Source organism: Kitasatospora brasiliensis, assembly GCF_032654805.1.
Taxonomy (GTDB): Bacteria; Actinomycetota; Actinomycetes; order Streptomycetales; family Streptomycetaceae; genus Kitasatospora; species Kitasatospora brasiliensis.
The window spans coordinates 450,283-463,389 of sequence record NZ_JAUOOW010000004.1; the positions used below are offsets into that span (position 1 = coordinate 450,283).

Annotated in this window: 12 protein-coding genes; 8 read left to right on the top strand and 4 right to left on the bottom strand. The window is 74.2% G+C overall.

All coding sequences use genetic code 11. The annotated features are described in order from the left end of the window. Nucleotides 1–104: 104 nt before the first annotated feature. The 6 genes from QWJ13_RS18155 to QWJ13_RS18180 all read left to right on the top strand — a co-directional run bounded on the left by QWJ13_RS18155 (nt 105) and on the right by QWJ13_RS18180 (nt 6,274). Nucleotides 105–899 (top strand): hypothetical protein, encoded by a 795-nt coding sequence (locus tag QWJ13_RS18155; protein ID WP_316525635.1) that lies wholly within the window; start codon nt 105–107, stop codon nt 897–899. A gap of 154 nt (nt 900–1,053) precedes the next feature. Continuing rightward, nucleotides 1,054–1,944, top strand: a complete 891-nt coding sequence (locus tag QWJ13_RS18160; protein ID WP_316525636.1) for an ABC transporter substrate-binding protein — start codon at nt 1,054–1,056, stop codon at nt 1,942–1,944. Between the two features lie 31 nt (nt 1,945–1,975). After that, nucleotides 1,976–2,992, top strand: a complete 1,017-nt coding sequence (locus QWJ13_RS18165) for an amino acid ABC transporter permease (RefSeq protein ID WP_316525637.1) — start codon at nt 1,976–1,978, stop codon at nt 2,990–2,992. Continuing rightward, complete coding sequence (locus QWJ13_RS18170; protein WP_316525638.1) at nt 2,989–3,789, top strand: amino acid ABC transporter ATP-binding protein; 801 nt, start codon at nt 2,989–2,991, stop codon at nt 3,787–3,789. The genes QWJ13_RS18165 and QWJ13_RS18170 overlap by 4 nt, the downstream gene beginning before the upstream one ends. An 11-nt stretch (nt 3,790–3,800) precedes the next feature. Further along, entirely contained in the window at nt 3,801–5,429 is a 1,629-nt protein-coding gene (locus QWJ13_RS18175; RefSeq protein ID WP_316525639.1) for an N-acyl-D-amino-acid deacylase family protein, read from the top strand. Further along, the gene (locus QWJ13_RS18180) at nt 5,426–6,274 is read left to right on the top strand and encodes a serine hydrolase (protein ID WP_316525641.1); all 849 of its coding nucleotides are present in this window, start codon (nt 5,426–5,428) and stop codon (nt 6,272–6,274) included. The genes QWJ13_RS18175 and QWJ13_RS18180 overlap by 4 nt, the downstream gene beginning before the upstream one ends. Nucleotides 6,275–6,335: 61 nt before the next feature. On the opposite strand, the gene QWJ13_RS18185 is transcribed toward QWJ13_RS18180, so the two are convergent. Beyond that, nucleotides 6,336–7,259 carry a LysR family transcriptional regulator gene (locus QWJ13_RS18185; RefSeq protein ID WP_316525642.1) on the bottom strand — a complete coding sequence of 308 codons (924 nt, stop codon included), beginning with the start codon at nt 7,257–7,259 and terminating at the stop codon, nt 6,336–6,338. Between the two features lie 9 nt (nt 7,260–7,268). Beyond that, nucleotides 7,269–8,630 carry a diaminopimelate decarboxylase gene (gene lysA / locus QWJ13_RS18190; protein ID WP_316525643.1) on the bottom strand — a complete coding sequence of 454 codons (1,362 nt, stop codon included), beginning with the start codon at nt 8,628–8,630 and terminating at the stop codon, nt 7,269–7,271. 173 nt (nt 8,631–8,803) lie between these two features. Between lysA and QWJ13_RS18195 the strand changes: the two genes are divergently transcribed. Both QWJ13_RS18195 and QWJ13_RS18200 read left to right on the top strand, forming a co-directional pair. Then, entirely contained in the window at nt 8,804–9,460 is a 657-nt protein-coding gene (locus tag QWJ13_RS18195) for a GntR family transcriptional regulator (RefSeq protein ID WP_316525644.1), read from the top strand. Nucleotides 9,461–9,543: 83 nt separating this feature from the next. Continuing rightward, nucleotides 9,544–10,800 carry an MFS transporter gene (locus QWJ13_RS18200; protein ID WP_316525645.1) on the top strand — a complete coding sequence of 419 codons (1,257 nt, stop codon included), beginning with the start codon at nt 9,544–9,546 and terminating at the stop codon, nt 10,798–10,800. A 115-nt stretch (nt 10,801–10,915) separates the two neighbouring features. Here the strand turns inward: QWJ13_RS18200 and QWJ13_RS18205 are convergent, their stop codons facing one another. Then, nucleotides 10,916–11,848 (bottom strand): AraC family transcriptional regulator, encoded by a 933-nt coding sequence (locus QWJ13_RS18205; RefSeq protein WP_316525647.1) that lies wholly within the window; start codon nt 11,846–11,848, stop codon nt 10,916–10,918. 423 nt (nt 11,849–12,271) lie between these two features. Further along, nucleotides 12,272–12,928 carry a GyrI-like domain-containing protein gene (locus QWJ13_RS18210; protein ID WP_316525648.1) on the bottom strand — a complete coding sequence of 219 codons (657 nt, stop codon included), beginning with the start codon at nt 12,926–12,928 and terminating at the stop codon, nt 12,272–12,274. Nucleotides 12,929–13,107 lie beyond the last annotated feature (179 nt).

The window sequence follows — 13,107 nt, forward strand, 5'->3', positions numbered from 1 at the left end:
CCGATCGGGCGGGTTCGTGGGACCGTTGGTCCCCGGGCCCGCCCGACTGTCGTGTCAGACCGAGGAGCCCGACCGTGCCAGACCGAGGAGAGGGAGCGGACCGCATGCCCCGCAAGACGAAGGCCGACGGCCGCGGGCCCCGGCGGGCCGGATGGCTGAAGGCGCTGATCGCGATCGTGGTGTGCGGCGCCGCGGCGGGCGGCCTGGCCGTCTACTGGTCGGTCTCCGACGAGGCCACCGAACGCCCGGTGACCACCGACGAGGCGGGCCGGCTCGCGCTGTCCCGGCTGAACCTCTACCAGACGAGCCCGGTGGCGGTGACGCTCACGGCCGATGAGGGCGGGGGCGTCAGCATCCGGGTCGAGGGGGTCGTCGACTACCGCAACCACCGGGGCGTCGGCCGCTACCGGAGCACCGGCGCGAACGGACCGCTGGACCACGGCCTGATCGTCTGGGACACCGGCGGCCTCGGGCTGGCCCCCGACCAGGACGGCGCCGCCGCCTCCGACGCCCCGGCCTGGCAGCAGGCCGAGCACATCCCACGCCAGGGCTGGTCGCCGCGCACCTACACCGCGGACCCGCTGGACGCCGGGCTGAACCTGCTGGTCCAGCTCGGTGCGGACCGCCCCGACAACCCGCTGCTGCTCGCCCAGTCCGGGGCCCGCTGGCTGGGCCGGGACCGGATCGACGGCCGGAGCTACGACCGCTTCGCCGGCCCGCGCGCCCAGGGCTCCGCCCCCGACGGCGCCCGCTCGCCGCTGACCTACTGGGTGGACGGCGACGGCGGGCTGCGCCGCGTGACCATGCGGATGACGGGCCTCGGCACCCCGACCACCGTGGACATCACCGGACGGCAGCCGGACGCCAAGGTGCCCGAGGCCCCGTGGATCGCCGGCTGACTCAGGGGCGTCTCCTCCGGGTACGAAACGCCGCGGCACAGGGCGGTGAGACGTACAAATATCGTCGGTGAGGCAGCAATGGCTTCATCATCTTCCGTTCACCCGGACTCGGCTGCCAGCATCGGCGCACCGTCACCGCCCGAGGGAGTAGCCGATGAACCGCCCCCGTTCCCTTCGCTGCCTGGCCGCGCTGTCCCTGGTCGTCCTGGCCGCCACCGCCTGCGGGCGCTCCGACCAGGGCGGCGCCTCGGCCGCCGGCGGCGCGCAGGCTGCGCAGAACGCCGGGAAGAGCGCCGTCGAGCTGCTCCCGGCCAAGAACAAGCAGAGCGGCGTGCTCAGAGTGGCCACCTCCGTCGGCTACCCGCCGATGGAGATGTACAAGACCGGGACCACCGAGCTGACCGGGGTCGACCCGGACCTCGCCGCCGCCGTCGCCGGGAAGCTCGGCCTGAGGCTGGAGCTGTCCAACTCCTCCTTCGACGGCCTGATCCCGGGCCTCCAGGCCGGGCGCTACGACCTGGTGATGTCCTCCATGACGGACAGCGCGCAGCGCCGCCAGGCCGTCGACTTCGTCGACTACTTCCAGACCGGCGGCGTGGTGATGACGAAGAAGGGCAACTCCGAGGGCATCAAGTCCCTGGAGGACCTCTGCGGCAAGAAGGTGGTCCTCGCCAAGGGCAGCTCCAACCTGGAGATCGGCGAGCAGCAGAACGCCAAGTGCGCCACCAAGATGGCGATCTCGCAGAGCGAGGACGCCCCGACCGGGCTGCTCCAGCTGGACAGCGACCGGGCGGTGGCCACCATCGTGGACTACCCGGTGGCGCAGATGTTCGTGCAGAACAGCGGCTCCTACGAGGTGCTGCCGGAGCAGTACGGGACGGCGCCGTGGGGCATCGCGGTGGCGAAGAAGGACTCCGGGCTGCGCGACGCGGTGCGGAAGGCGCTCCAGGAGCTGATCGAGAGCGGCGAGTACCGCAAGGTCCTGGACACCTACCAGGTCGGCGGCAGCGCGGTGCAGCGCGCCACCGTCAACGCGGCGCAGTGAGAACGGCGGCACCGAGGAGATGAGCACCGACATGAGAGACCCCGCGATGCCCGCCGGCCCCCCGAAGTCCGCTGCCGGCCAAGCCCCTTCCCCCGCCGACGCGTTCGGTGACGACCTGGCCTTCGAGGTGACCGGCCGGCCCCGCCCGGCGCGCTGGTTCGCGGTGCTGGCGGCCGCCTTCGCGGCCGTCTGGCTCGCCTGGACCATCATCGTCAACCCCAACCTGCACTGGGACATCGTCGTCAAGTACCAGTTCGACGGCGTGATCCTGGAAGGGCTCTGGGTGACCGTCCAACTCACCCTGATCTCCCAGGTGGTGGGCATCGTCATCGGCGTGGCCGTGGCGGTGATGCAGCTGTCCGACAGCCCGGTGCTGCGGACCACCGCCGGGGCGTACACCTGGTTCTTCCGCGGTACCCCGCTGCTGGTCCAGCTGATCTTCTGGTTCAACCTGGCGCTGCTCTTCCCGGAGATCAGCATCGGCATCCCGTTCGACGGGCCCAAGCTGGTCAGTTGGCAGTCCAACACCCTGATCACCGGCTTCGTGGCGGCGCTGCTCGGCCTGTCGATCAACGAGGGCGCCTACATGTCCGAGATCGTCCGGGCCGGTATCCAGAGCGTGGACCCCGGGCAGCGCGAGGCCGGCGCCTCGCTGGGCATGTCCAACCGGCAGATCCTCACCCGGGTGGTGCTGCCGCAGGCGATGCGGGTGATCATCCCGCCGTTCGGCAACCAGTTCATCTCGATGCTGAAGACCACCTCGCTGGTCTCGGTCATCGCCGGCGCCGACCTGATGACGGTCTCCCAGCACCTCTACCTCGCCAACTTCGAGGTGATCGCGCTGCTGATCGTCGCGTCCCTCTGGTACCTGGTGCTCACCACCATCGCGAGCATCGCCCAGCACGCGGTGGAGCGGAAGTTCAACCCGGCCGGCGCCCCGCCGGCGCTGCACCGCCGGGTACTGGCGAACCTGCGGCCCGGGCGCGGCGGAGCGGGCAAGCGCGGCGGCGGAGTGCCGAAGCGCGTGGAGAAGGGGGAGGGCAAGTGACGACGACCGACCTGAGGAAACCGCCCACCGAGGTGGTCCTGTCGGCCCGGAAGGTGCGCAAGCGCTTCGGGGACCTGGAGGTGCTGCGCGGCATCGACCTGGAGGTCCGGGCGGGGGAGGTGCTCTGCGTGATCGGGCCCTCCGGCTCCGGCAAGTCCACGTTGCTGCGCTGCTTCAACCACCTGGAGAAGATCGACGCCGGGCGGATCGAGGTGAACGGCGAACTCGTCGGCTACGAGGCGCACGGCGCCTCCGGCGGCAAGCTGCGCGAGCGCCGGCCGCGCGACATCCGCCACCAGCGTGAGCGGATCGGCATGGTCTTCCAGCGCTTCCACCTCTTCCCGCACCGCACCGCGCTCCAGAACGTGATGGAGGGCCCGTTGGCGGTCAAGCGCCGTCCGCGCGCCGAGGTCGAGCGCCAGGCCCGCGAACTGCTCGGCCGGGTCGGCCTGGCCGACCGCGCCGACCACTACCCGGCCCAGCTCTCCGGCGGCCAGCAGCAGCGGGTGGCGATCGCCCGGGCACTGGCCATGGAGCCGACCATGATGCTCTTCGACGAGCCCACCTCCGCGCTCGACCCGGAGTTGGTCGGCGAGGTGCTCGGCGTGATGCGCGACCTCGCTCGCAGCGGCATGACGATGATCGTCGTCACCCATGAGATGGGCTTCGCCCGCGAGGTGGCCGACCGGGTCGTCTTCATGGACCAGGGCGCCGTCGTGGAGGCCGGGAACCCGGCCGACCTGTTCACCGCCCCGCGGCACGACCGCACCCGGGCCTTCCTCTCGACGGTGCTGTGATGGGAGCGGACGTGAACTCGACCCAGGTCGACCTGCTGCTGCGCGGCGCCACCCTGGTGGACGGCACCGGGGCGCCCGCCCGTCCGGCCGACCTCGCCGTCGCGGACGGCCGGGTCACCGTACTGCCGCCCGGCGCCGCCGTGGCCGCGGCCGAGACCCTGGACGTCACCGGACGGGTCGTCACCCCCGGCTTCATCGACGTCCACACCCACTCGGACGCGCTCGCCGCCCCGTTCTGCGGGGGCACCCACACCGACGGCGACGCCCTGGACGAGCTGCGGCTGGCTCCGCTGCTCCAGGGCGTCACCACCGAGATCAGCGGCAACTGCGGGATCAGTCTGTTCCCCGCGCTGCCCGAGCGGCTGCCCGAAGTGGCCGAGCACCTGCGGGTCACCTTCGGCCTCGGCCCGGTGCGGCCCGCCGAGGACTTCGAGTCCTTCGCCGCCGGCCAGCGGTCCGAGCTGCGCCGCAACCACATCGCCTCGCTGGTCGGCCACGGCACGCTGCGCGCCGGGGTGATGGGCTTCGAGGACCGCCCGCCCACCCGCGAGGAGCTGGCCGCGATGTGCGGGCTGCTCGACCGGGCGCTGGCCCAGGGCGCGGCCGGGCTCTCCACCGGGCTGATCTACCCGCCCGGCGTCTACGCGGACACCGAGGAGATCGTGGCCCTGGCCGAGGTCGCCGCCCGGCACGGCAAGCCGTACGTGACCCACCTGCGCGACGAGATGTCCCAGGTGGAGAAGGCCCTGGAGGAGGCGCTGGAGATCGCGGCGCGCTCCGGTGCCGCGCTCCAGGTCTCCCACCACAAGACGGCCGGCCGGCACGCCTGGGGCGCCACCCTGCGCACGCTGCCGCGCCTGGAGCAGGCCCGCGCCGAGGGCGTGGACGTGCTCTGCGACGTCTACCCGTACACCGCCGGCAGTACCGTGCTGCACGCGATGCTGCCGCCGTGGACCAGCGAGGGCGGGCCGGCCGCGCTGCTGGAGCGGCTGCGCTGCAAGGAGGTGCGGGAGCGGATCCGGGTGGACATCGCGAACGGCGTCGAGGGCTGGGAGAACACCGTCGGCAACGGCGGCTGGGACCTCATCTCGGTGGCCGCCGCCCCGGCCCGCCGCGCCGTCGAGGGCCGCCGGATCGCCGACCTGGCCGCCGAGCGCGGCGCGGACCCGGTGGACTACGTCTGCGACCTGCTGTTGGAGGCGCAGGGCGAGGTGACCATCATCAGCCACTCGATGCGCGAGGACGACGTCCGCCGGGTGCTGGCCAGTCCGCTGTCGATGATCGGCTCGGACGGCGTGCCCAAGCCCGGCCGCCCGCACCCCCGTTGGGCGGGCAGCTTCGCCCGGGTGCTCGGCCACTACGGCCGCGAGCAGGGCCTGCTGCCGCTGGAACTCGCCGTCCACAAGATGACCGGGCTGCCCGCCGAGCGCTTCCGGCTGACCGGGCGCGGGGTGGTCCGGGACGGCGCCGTCGCGGACCTGGTGGTGCTGGACCCGGCGGCCGTGCTGGACGGCGCGACCTTCGAACAGCCGCTGCTGCCGCCGGCCGGCGTGGAGACCGTCGTGGTGGCCGGGCGGGTCGCGGTGCGCGACGGCCGGCCGACCGCGAGCCGGGCCGGAGAGGTGGTGCGGGTCCGATGAGCCTCGCCCAGGTGACGGCCGCCGCCCGCAGCTCGGCGGCGCTCCCGCTGACCCTCGCGGTGGCCGCCGTCGACGTGGACGCCCCCGGCGAGGGCGACGCGGTCGGGGTGGACGACACCGTCGTGCTGCCCGTCGCCAGCGCCTCCAAGCTGCTGCTGCTGGCCGAGGTCGCCCGGCGGCTGGACGGCGGGGAACTGACGGCCGGGCAGCCGGTGGCGATCCTCCCCGAGGACGTCACCGGCGGCACCGGGCTGCTCGGCCGGCTGAGCCGCCCCGGCTGGACGGTGGAGGACCTGGCCTGGCTGACCGCCGCGGTCAGCGACAACACCGCCACCAACGCGCTGCTGCGCCTGGTCGGCCTGCCCGCCACCGAACGGCTGGCGCGCGAACTCGGGCTGACGCGGCTCACCCTGCACGACCGGGTGCGCGACGAGCGCGGGCCGCAGGACCCGCCGGTCTTCGCCACCGGCACCGCCCGCGACCTGGCCCGCCTGGTGGCCCTCGCCGTCCGCGGCACCATGGCCACCCCGGCGGCCTCGGCCCGGCTGCTCGGCTGGATGCGCGCCAACACCGACCACGGCCTGGTGCCCGCGCTGATCGACCACGACCCGTACGCGCCCGGCTTCCCCGAGCCGCTGTCCGGGCGGCTGCTGGTGGCCAACAAGACCGGTACGGACACCGGCGTACGGGCCGACGCGGGCGTCATGGTGGGCGCCCGGCGGGTGGCCTACGCGGTCGTCGCGCACTGGGACGTGGCGCTCGGGCCCAGTACCGAACGGGCCGCCGTGCACGCCATCCGGGACGTCGGGCGGGCCCTCGGGGCCTGGGCCCAGCGGCCCGCCTGACGCCGGTCCGCTCCGGAGGATCAGGCCGAGGGGGTCAGGCCGGGGGGTCAGGTCGGGGGGATCAGGTCCACTGCATGTCGAGCAGCGCCTTGATCTCCCCGGCGGCGGCGCCGAGTTCGGTGAGGAAGGCCTGGAGCACCGGGTTGCGGTTGGTGGCCCGGGTGGCGACCCCGATCCGGCGGTGCAGCTGGGGGTGGTCCAGCCGGCACACGTGCACCCCGGCGCTGTCGGCCAGGCCGAGCGCCGGGATCAGCGCGACGCCCATGCCGGCCCGCGCCAGGTTGATGGTCACCTGGTAGTGGTCGCTGCGGCAGCGCACCCGGGGGCGGAACCCCTCGGCCGCGCAGGCGCGTTCGAGCACCGGCTCGCCGGTGCTGCCGCCGTGGGTGCCGATCCAGCTCTCGCCCTCCAGCTCGGCCAGCCGCACCGCCGAGCGCCGCCCGAGCCGGTGCCGCAGCGGCACCACGACCAGCTGCGGCTCCTCGAAGTACATCCGCACGTCCACCGCGGCCTGGCGGCACCAGGGGTCCAGCGGGTGCTCGAAGACCACGGCCGCGTCCAGCCGCCCGGCCTCCAGGTCCGGGACCAGCTCGTGCGGCTGCCCCATGATCAGCTCCAGCTCCACCTGCGGATGGCCGGCGGCGAACGCGGCCAGCGCCCGGGGCAGCAGGTCCAGCCCGGCGGAGGCGAAGAAGCCGATCCGCAGCACGCCGGCCGCGCCCTGGGCGTGCGCCCGCAGGTCGTCCTGGGCGACGGCCATCAGATCGGCGATCGCCTGGGCGTGCTCGGCCAGCCGGACACCGGCGGGCGTCAGGCGCAGGGACTGCGGAGCCCGTTCCACCAGCGCGACACCCAACTCCTGCTCCAGGCGGGCGAGCTGGTGCGAGATGGCGGACGGGCTCAGGTGCAGGGCCTGCGCCGCGGCCACGATGGTGCCCCGGCGGGCGATTTCCAGCAGGACGTGCAGTCGGGCGCTGTTCAGCATCGGGCCAGGTTAGAAGGTGTGCGCGCGCTGCGCCGCCACCGGTTCCCCGCCGGCGGCCACGTCCAGCCGGAGCAGGTCGTGCTCGGTCTCCCGGCGCACCACCAGGCGGGCCTCGCCGTCCCGGACGAACACGACGGCGGGGCGCGGCAGCTTGTTGTAGTTGGAGGCCATGGCGTAGCCGTAGGCGCCGGTCACCGGGGTGGCCAGCAGGTCGCCGACCCGCAGGTCGGCGGGCAGCGCGGCGTCGTCGATGATCACGTCGCCGCTCTCGCAGTGCTTGCCGACCAGCCGGGCGCGACGCGGGCGCGGGGCCTCGGGGCAGCGCGGCAGGAAGGCCTCGTAACGGGCGCCGTACAGCGCGGGGCGCAGGTTGTCGCTCATCCCGCCGTCCACGCTGACGTAGGTGCGCACGCCCTCGATCCGCTTGACGGTGCCGACCCGGTACAGCGTCAGCCCGGCCCGGGCGGCGATCGAACGGCCGGGCTCGACGCTCACCGCGCCGCTCCACCCGGCGCCGCGCACCGCCGCGCGGACCCGCTCGGCCCAGACGGCGAAGGAGGGGGCGCTCTGCCCGCTCAGGTAGGCCACGCCCAGGCCGCCGCCGACGGTCAGCCGGCGCAGGCCGTGCTCCACCGCGAAGCGGGCCACCGCGGCGGCGCCGTCGGCCAGCTCGGCCGGGTCCAGCACCTGGGAGCCGACGTGGGCGTGGACGCCCTCCAGCCGGACGGCGGCGCAGTCGGCGGCCCGGCGCACCGCGGCCGCGGCGACGCCGTCGGCCAGGCCGAAGCCGAACTTGGAGTCGTGGCCGCCGGTCTGGATCGCCTGGTGGGCGCCGGCCGCGACGCCGGGTGCCACCCGCAGCTGGATCCGGGCCGGGGGCAGGCCCTCCTCGTGGTGCAGCCGCTCGATCCGGTCCAGTTCGTCGAAGCTGTCCACCACGAGGTGGCGCACGCCGACGGTCATCGCGGTGCGCAGTTCGGCCTCGTCCTTGTTGTTGCCGTGCAGCACGATCCGGTCCGGGTCCACCCCGGCGTACAGCGCGGTGCGCAGCTCGCCGCCGGAGGCGACGTCCAGCAGCAGGCCCTCCTCGGCGGCCAGGCGGGCCATCGCGGTGCACAGGAAGGCCTTGGAGGCGTAGGCGACGTTGTCCCGGCCGAAGGCGGCCACCGCCTCCCGGCAGCGCCTGCGCAGGTGCTCCTCGTCGTAGACGAACAGCGGCGTGCCGTACCGGCGGGCCACCTCGTCCAGGAGCACGCCGCCGACGGCCAGCCCTTCGGGGCGGGGCTCGGCGGTGAGCGGCAGCAGTGCCGGGTCGACGGCCGGCAGGGCGGGCGACGCGGGGGACAGGACTGGGGACAGGGTCGGGGACACGGCTTCCTCCGGGCAGGCTGGTTGGCCCCGCCCATCCTCGTCCTGCGGAAGGGGGTGAGAAAGCGCATTCTTCGGGCCCTGAGCGATACCGAATCCGATGCTCCGGGCGCTCTTGGATCCAAGGCCAGGGCTCTTGCATCTAAGCTTGCATCTATGGTGCTACGGTGTGCTCCATGGCCGACACCCCGCCCGCTGCCCGCGTCCCGGCCGCGGACCGCGCGTACGAACTGACCAAGGGCCTCATCCTCGGCGGCGCCCTCCCCGGGGGGACGCTGATCAGCGAGGGCGAGATCGCCGAGCGCGCCGAGCTCAGCCGCACCCCGGTCCGCGAGGCCTTCCTGCGGCTCCAGGCCGAGGGGCTGCTCCAGCTCTTCCCCAAGCGCGGAGCCGTCGTGGTGCCGGTCGGACCGGGTGAGGCCGAGGACGTGCTGGAGCTGCGCGAGGCGCTGGAGAGCACCGCCGTGCGCCGGATCACCCGCCGCCCCGACGGTCTCGACGCGCTGGTGCGGCAGCTGTCCGAGCTGATCGACCAGCAGCGCGAACCCGCCCGCCGCGCCGACCTCGGCGCCTTCGCCGACGCCGACGAGGCCTTCCACCGGGGCATCGTGACCGCCTCCGGCAACGAGCTGGCCGAGCGCTTCTACGGGACGCTGCGCGACCGACAGCGCCGGATGGCCGTTCAGCTCCTGCGAGTGCAGCCGCAGCGGCTGGCCTCGCTCGTCGAGGAGCACACCGTGCTCGTCGACCGGATCGCGGCCCGCGACGCCGAGGGCTTCACCGCCGCCCTGCGCGCCCACCTGGACGCCCACCGGGCGGTCACCGGCCACTGAGCTTCCCTTCACCGCGCGGCGGCAGTCGCGCACACCCCCGACGGACCGCCGGGACCGACCATCCGACAAGGAGCAGCACCACCATGAGCACCACCCGGCCGCCGTCCGGTTCCGTCGCGCCCACCGGACGGGGGCGGCCGTGGCTGCTCGCCGCCCTGGCCATGCTCTGCTGCGGGTGGGGCGGCAACCAGTTCACCCCGCTGCTGCTGATGTACCGCCACCTCGGCGGCTACTCGGAGGTCACCGTGGACGCCTTCCTGGGGGCGTACGTCCTCGGGCTGGTCCCCGGACTGCTGGTCGGCGGCGCCGCCTCCGACCGCTACGGCCGCCGCCCGCTGATGATCGGCGCGGTCGCCGTCTCGCTCGCCGCCAGCGGGGTGCTGTGCGGCGGCACGGCCGGTGAACTCCCCATCTACGCCGGGCGGTTCCTCACCGGCATAGCCGTCGGCATCGCGATGGCGGTCGGCACCAGCTGGGTCAAGGAGCTCTCCCAGGCCCCGCACGACCCGGCCGCCGACCCGGGCGCCGGCGCCCGCCGCGCCTCCCTCGCCCTGACCGCAGGCTTCGGCCTCGGCGCCGGGGTGGCCGGCGTGCTCGCCCAGTGGGGCCCCTGGCCGATGGTCACCCCGTACCTCGCCCACCTGCTGGTCACCGCGCCCGCGCTGGTCCTGCTCCCGAAGGCCGTGGAGACCCGGGGCCGCAGTGCCTCCGACCGCAGCCTGTGGGCCGACCTCAAGGTCCCGGCGGCCGGGCACCGGCGCTTCGTGCGGGTGGTCCTGCCGATGGCCCCGTGGGTGTTCGGCTCGGCCGGCGTCGCGTACGCCGTGACCCCGCAGCTGGTCGGCGACCGGCTCGGCCACTGGTCGCTGGCCTACGCGACCCTGCTGACCGTCCTCACCCTCGGCACCGGCGCCCTCGTCCAGCCCTTCGCCAAGCGCCTGGACTCGCTCTCCTCGGCGCGCGGCGTGATCACCTCCATGGTCCTGATGGCCTGCGGCATGGCGGTCTGCGCCGGCGACGCGACGCTGCGCTCCCCGCTGCTCGGCCTGGGCGGCGCGGTCTTCCTCGGCGCCGCCTACGGCATCGGGGTGGTCTCCGGGCTGCTGGAGATCCAGCGCCTCGTCACCCCCGACGACCTGGCCGGCATCACCGGCGTCTACTACGCGCTCTGCTACTCGGGCTTCCTGCTGCCCGCCGTGCTCGCGGCGTTCTCCTCGCTGGCCTCCTACACCGTGATGCTCAGCGTGGTGACGGCCCTCGCCCTCGCCAGCCTCGCCGTCGTCGCCGTCTCCTCCCGGCGCACCGTCCCGGACGCCCTCCCGGCGGCGGCCTCCCGCTGACCCGCCGCCCGCGCCGCCCGCGCCGCCCCGCCCGACCCCCGGGCGGGGCGGCGCGGCCGTCCGCGGGCCGGCCGGGGACCTGGAACTGCCCGATCGAGGTCCCCGGCCGGCTCGGTCAGACGAGGTGCTGCCGGTGGTTGCGGGTGGTCTGCCAGCCGGACCAGCCGGAGTCCGACGTGGCGGTCTCGCGGCGGGCGTTGGGCATCAGGTAGACGTCGACGGCGACCTGGCGCTCGGGGTGGGCGGAGGGGAAGGAGGAGAACTCCAGGTAGTACGGCAGCGGCGGGCGTTCGGTGCCCATGCCCTTGACGGCCGCGCTGACGGCCAGGTGCATGTAGGTGAACGGGATCAGCTCGGGCGGTCCGACGTGGCGGATGGCGAGCCCGGTGGAGGCCGGGACCATCTGGACCCCCATGCCGTCGTGGCCCTGCGGGGCGAAGCGGTCCGGCACCGGGACACAGATGTCGTGCCTGGTCCGGGCGCCGATGAAGAAGTCCGGATCGTCGTAGGAGACGCCGAGCGCCTTGGAGCGGGCCGGGCAGTGGCCGTGGGTGGTGAGCCAGCCGCGCAGGCGCTCCCACGCGGTGTCGGCGCTGTCGATCGGGCCGAGGTGCGAGCAGAACGCGACCCGCCGCTGCGGGATCGCGGCCGGGCGCACGTCGCTGCCGCCCGGTCCGGTGGTGGGCCAGGAGGTGTTCTGCGGGTTGGTCCGCAGGTCGGTGGGGCACACGCCGTACGCGGAGCGGAACGCGCGGGTGAACGCGGCGTGCGAGTTGTACCCGGCGCTCACCGCGATGTCGATGATCGTGCGGTCGCCGTACACCAGCCGGTAGGCGGCGAGGGAGAGCCTGAGCCTGCGCACGTACCGGTGGATCGGCTCTCCGACCTGGTGGCGGAAGACCCGCCGGAGGTAGTCGGGGGACGTGTTGGTGGCACTGGCGAGCTCCTCCAGGGAGACGGCGGCCTCGCCGTCCCTGACCTGGGCGACCAGGTGCGGGACCGCCCGCCGGAGTCTCTCGTCGTGGCTGCTGAGGGTGTCGATCTTCATGAGGATCCCCCCGGACCCGGTGTGTGGAGCGACCCGACAACCGGCTTGCACCGCCCGCCCCTGCGCGGCCCCGCTCCTGATTCGAAAGCGCTCGATGGCACGTCAGTTACGAGACTGGGCGCTACTCCCGGGGCGCACCAGGGTCGGACGTCCCGCCTGCGCGCCGGGAAGGGGCGGTCAGCCTCACGAAGCCAGGCCCAGCCCGGCGAGAAGCGGCCGAAGAGGGATCTCCGGCCTGGGGCGGAGCCAGGCGGAGGGCACCGATGCTATGAGGGCGTTTCGGGCCTGTCCAGCCTCCCGGGGGCGGATCGCGCGTCGTGCCACGCAGGCACGATCCGGCGTACGCCGGTGCCAGTGCGCCGCCGGGCACGCCGCCGGCCGCTCCTCGCCGGGACGCGTCGGGATGCATCGGGGACGCAGCACTCAACCCACCGGCTGCCGCAGGATGGTGCGGCGGCGTTCGGGGGCGGTCCGGGTCGGGTCGGAGAGGTAGATCTCGTGGTGGCGGCCCGCCCCCTTGAGGCCCTCGGTGCGCAGGTAGTCGTGCAGCAGCTTCACCGTGTGCGGCTCGGTCTCGTACGGGCCCTTGTGCAGCACCTGGACGCACGGGCCCTCGGTGAAGACCTCCGGGCGGATCCGTCCGACGGCCTCCGCGCCCGCCTTGGCGCCGGCCTTGGCGAGCGCGGCGCTCAGCTGCTCGGCGGTGTACGGGACGGGCTGGCGGATCAGCAGGGTCCACTCCCAGCCGGCCCGGGCGTCCGTGTCGTAGGACTCCAGGGCGGTGGGGTCGAAGCCGGGGTCGCTGCTGTGCCACAGCCCCTCCAGCGGCATCACCGCGTAGTCCTGGCCGGTGTCCGCGCGGACGGCGAACTTGAGCGCGTACGAGACGGCGTACAGCGCCGCGATGGCGGGGGTGAACTCGGGGCTCCGGCGCGGGTCGCCGGTGCCGTCGACGGCCAGGAAGGCGAACTCGGGCACGTCGAGCGGCTGGGGGACGGCCCTCGCGCGGTACAGCGCCCCGCCGAGTTTGCGGTGGTCGGTCTTGCTCTGGGCCGGGCCGGGCCGGGACGTGGTGCTCATGAGCGGATGACTCCTCTGGTGCGACGGCTCCGCGGGTGCAACGAGACGGCGCGCCTTGCGGTCACGCGCCCCTTGGAATCGCGGGTGCGCCCCTCGTACGGGCCGTACAGGGGGCCGGGAGCCGTGTATCCCACCGTTCCGATCAAACGAGCGGGGGGCAAGCGATCGAAAGCTTGACC

What these genes read in the sequence shown, in the direction of transcription:
- QWJ13_RS18160 (WP_316525636.1), top strand. Translation starts at nt 1,054, where the DNA reads ATGAACCGCCCCCGTTCCCTTCGCTGCCTGGCCGCGCTGTCCCTGGTC.
- QWJ13_RS18155 (WP_316525635.1), top strand. Translation starts at nt 105, where the DNA reads ATGCCCCGCAAGACGAAGGCCGACGGCCGCGGGCCCCGGCGGGCCGGA.
- QWJ13_RS18205 (WP_316525647.1), bottom strand. Translation starts at nt 11,848, where the DNA reads ATGAAGATCGACACCCTCAGCAGCCACGACGAGAGACTCCGGCGGGCG.
- QWJ13_RS18200 (WP_316525645.1), top strand. Translation starts at nt 9,544, where the DNA reads ATGAGCACCACCCGGCCGCCGTCCGGTTCCGTCGCGCCCACCGGACGG.
- QWJ13_RS18185 (WP_316525642.1), bottom strand. Translation starts at nt 7,259, where the DNA reads ATGCTGAACAGCGCCCGACTGCACGTCCTGCTGGAAATCGCCCGCCGG.
- QWJ13_RS18180 (WP_316525641.1), top strand. Translation starts at nt 5,426, where the DNA reads ATGAGCCTCGCCCAGGTGACGGCCGCCGCCCGCAGCTCGGCGGCGCTC.
- QWJ13_RS18210 (WP_316525648.1), bottom strand. Translation starts at nt 12,928, where the DNA reads ATGAGCACCACGTCCCGGCCCGGCCCGGCCCAGAGCAAGACCGACCAC.
- QWJ13_RS18195 (WP_316525644.1), top strand. Translation starts at nt 8,804, where the DNA reads ATGGCCGACACCCCGCCCGCTGCCCGCGTCCCGGCCGCGGACCGCGCG.
- QWJ13_RS18165 (WP_316525637.1), top strand. Translation starts at nt 1,976, where the DNA reads ATGAGAGACCCCGCGATGCCCGCCGGCCCCCCGAAGTCCGCTGCCGGC.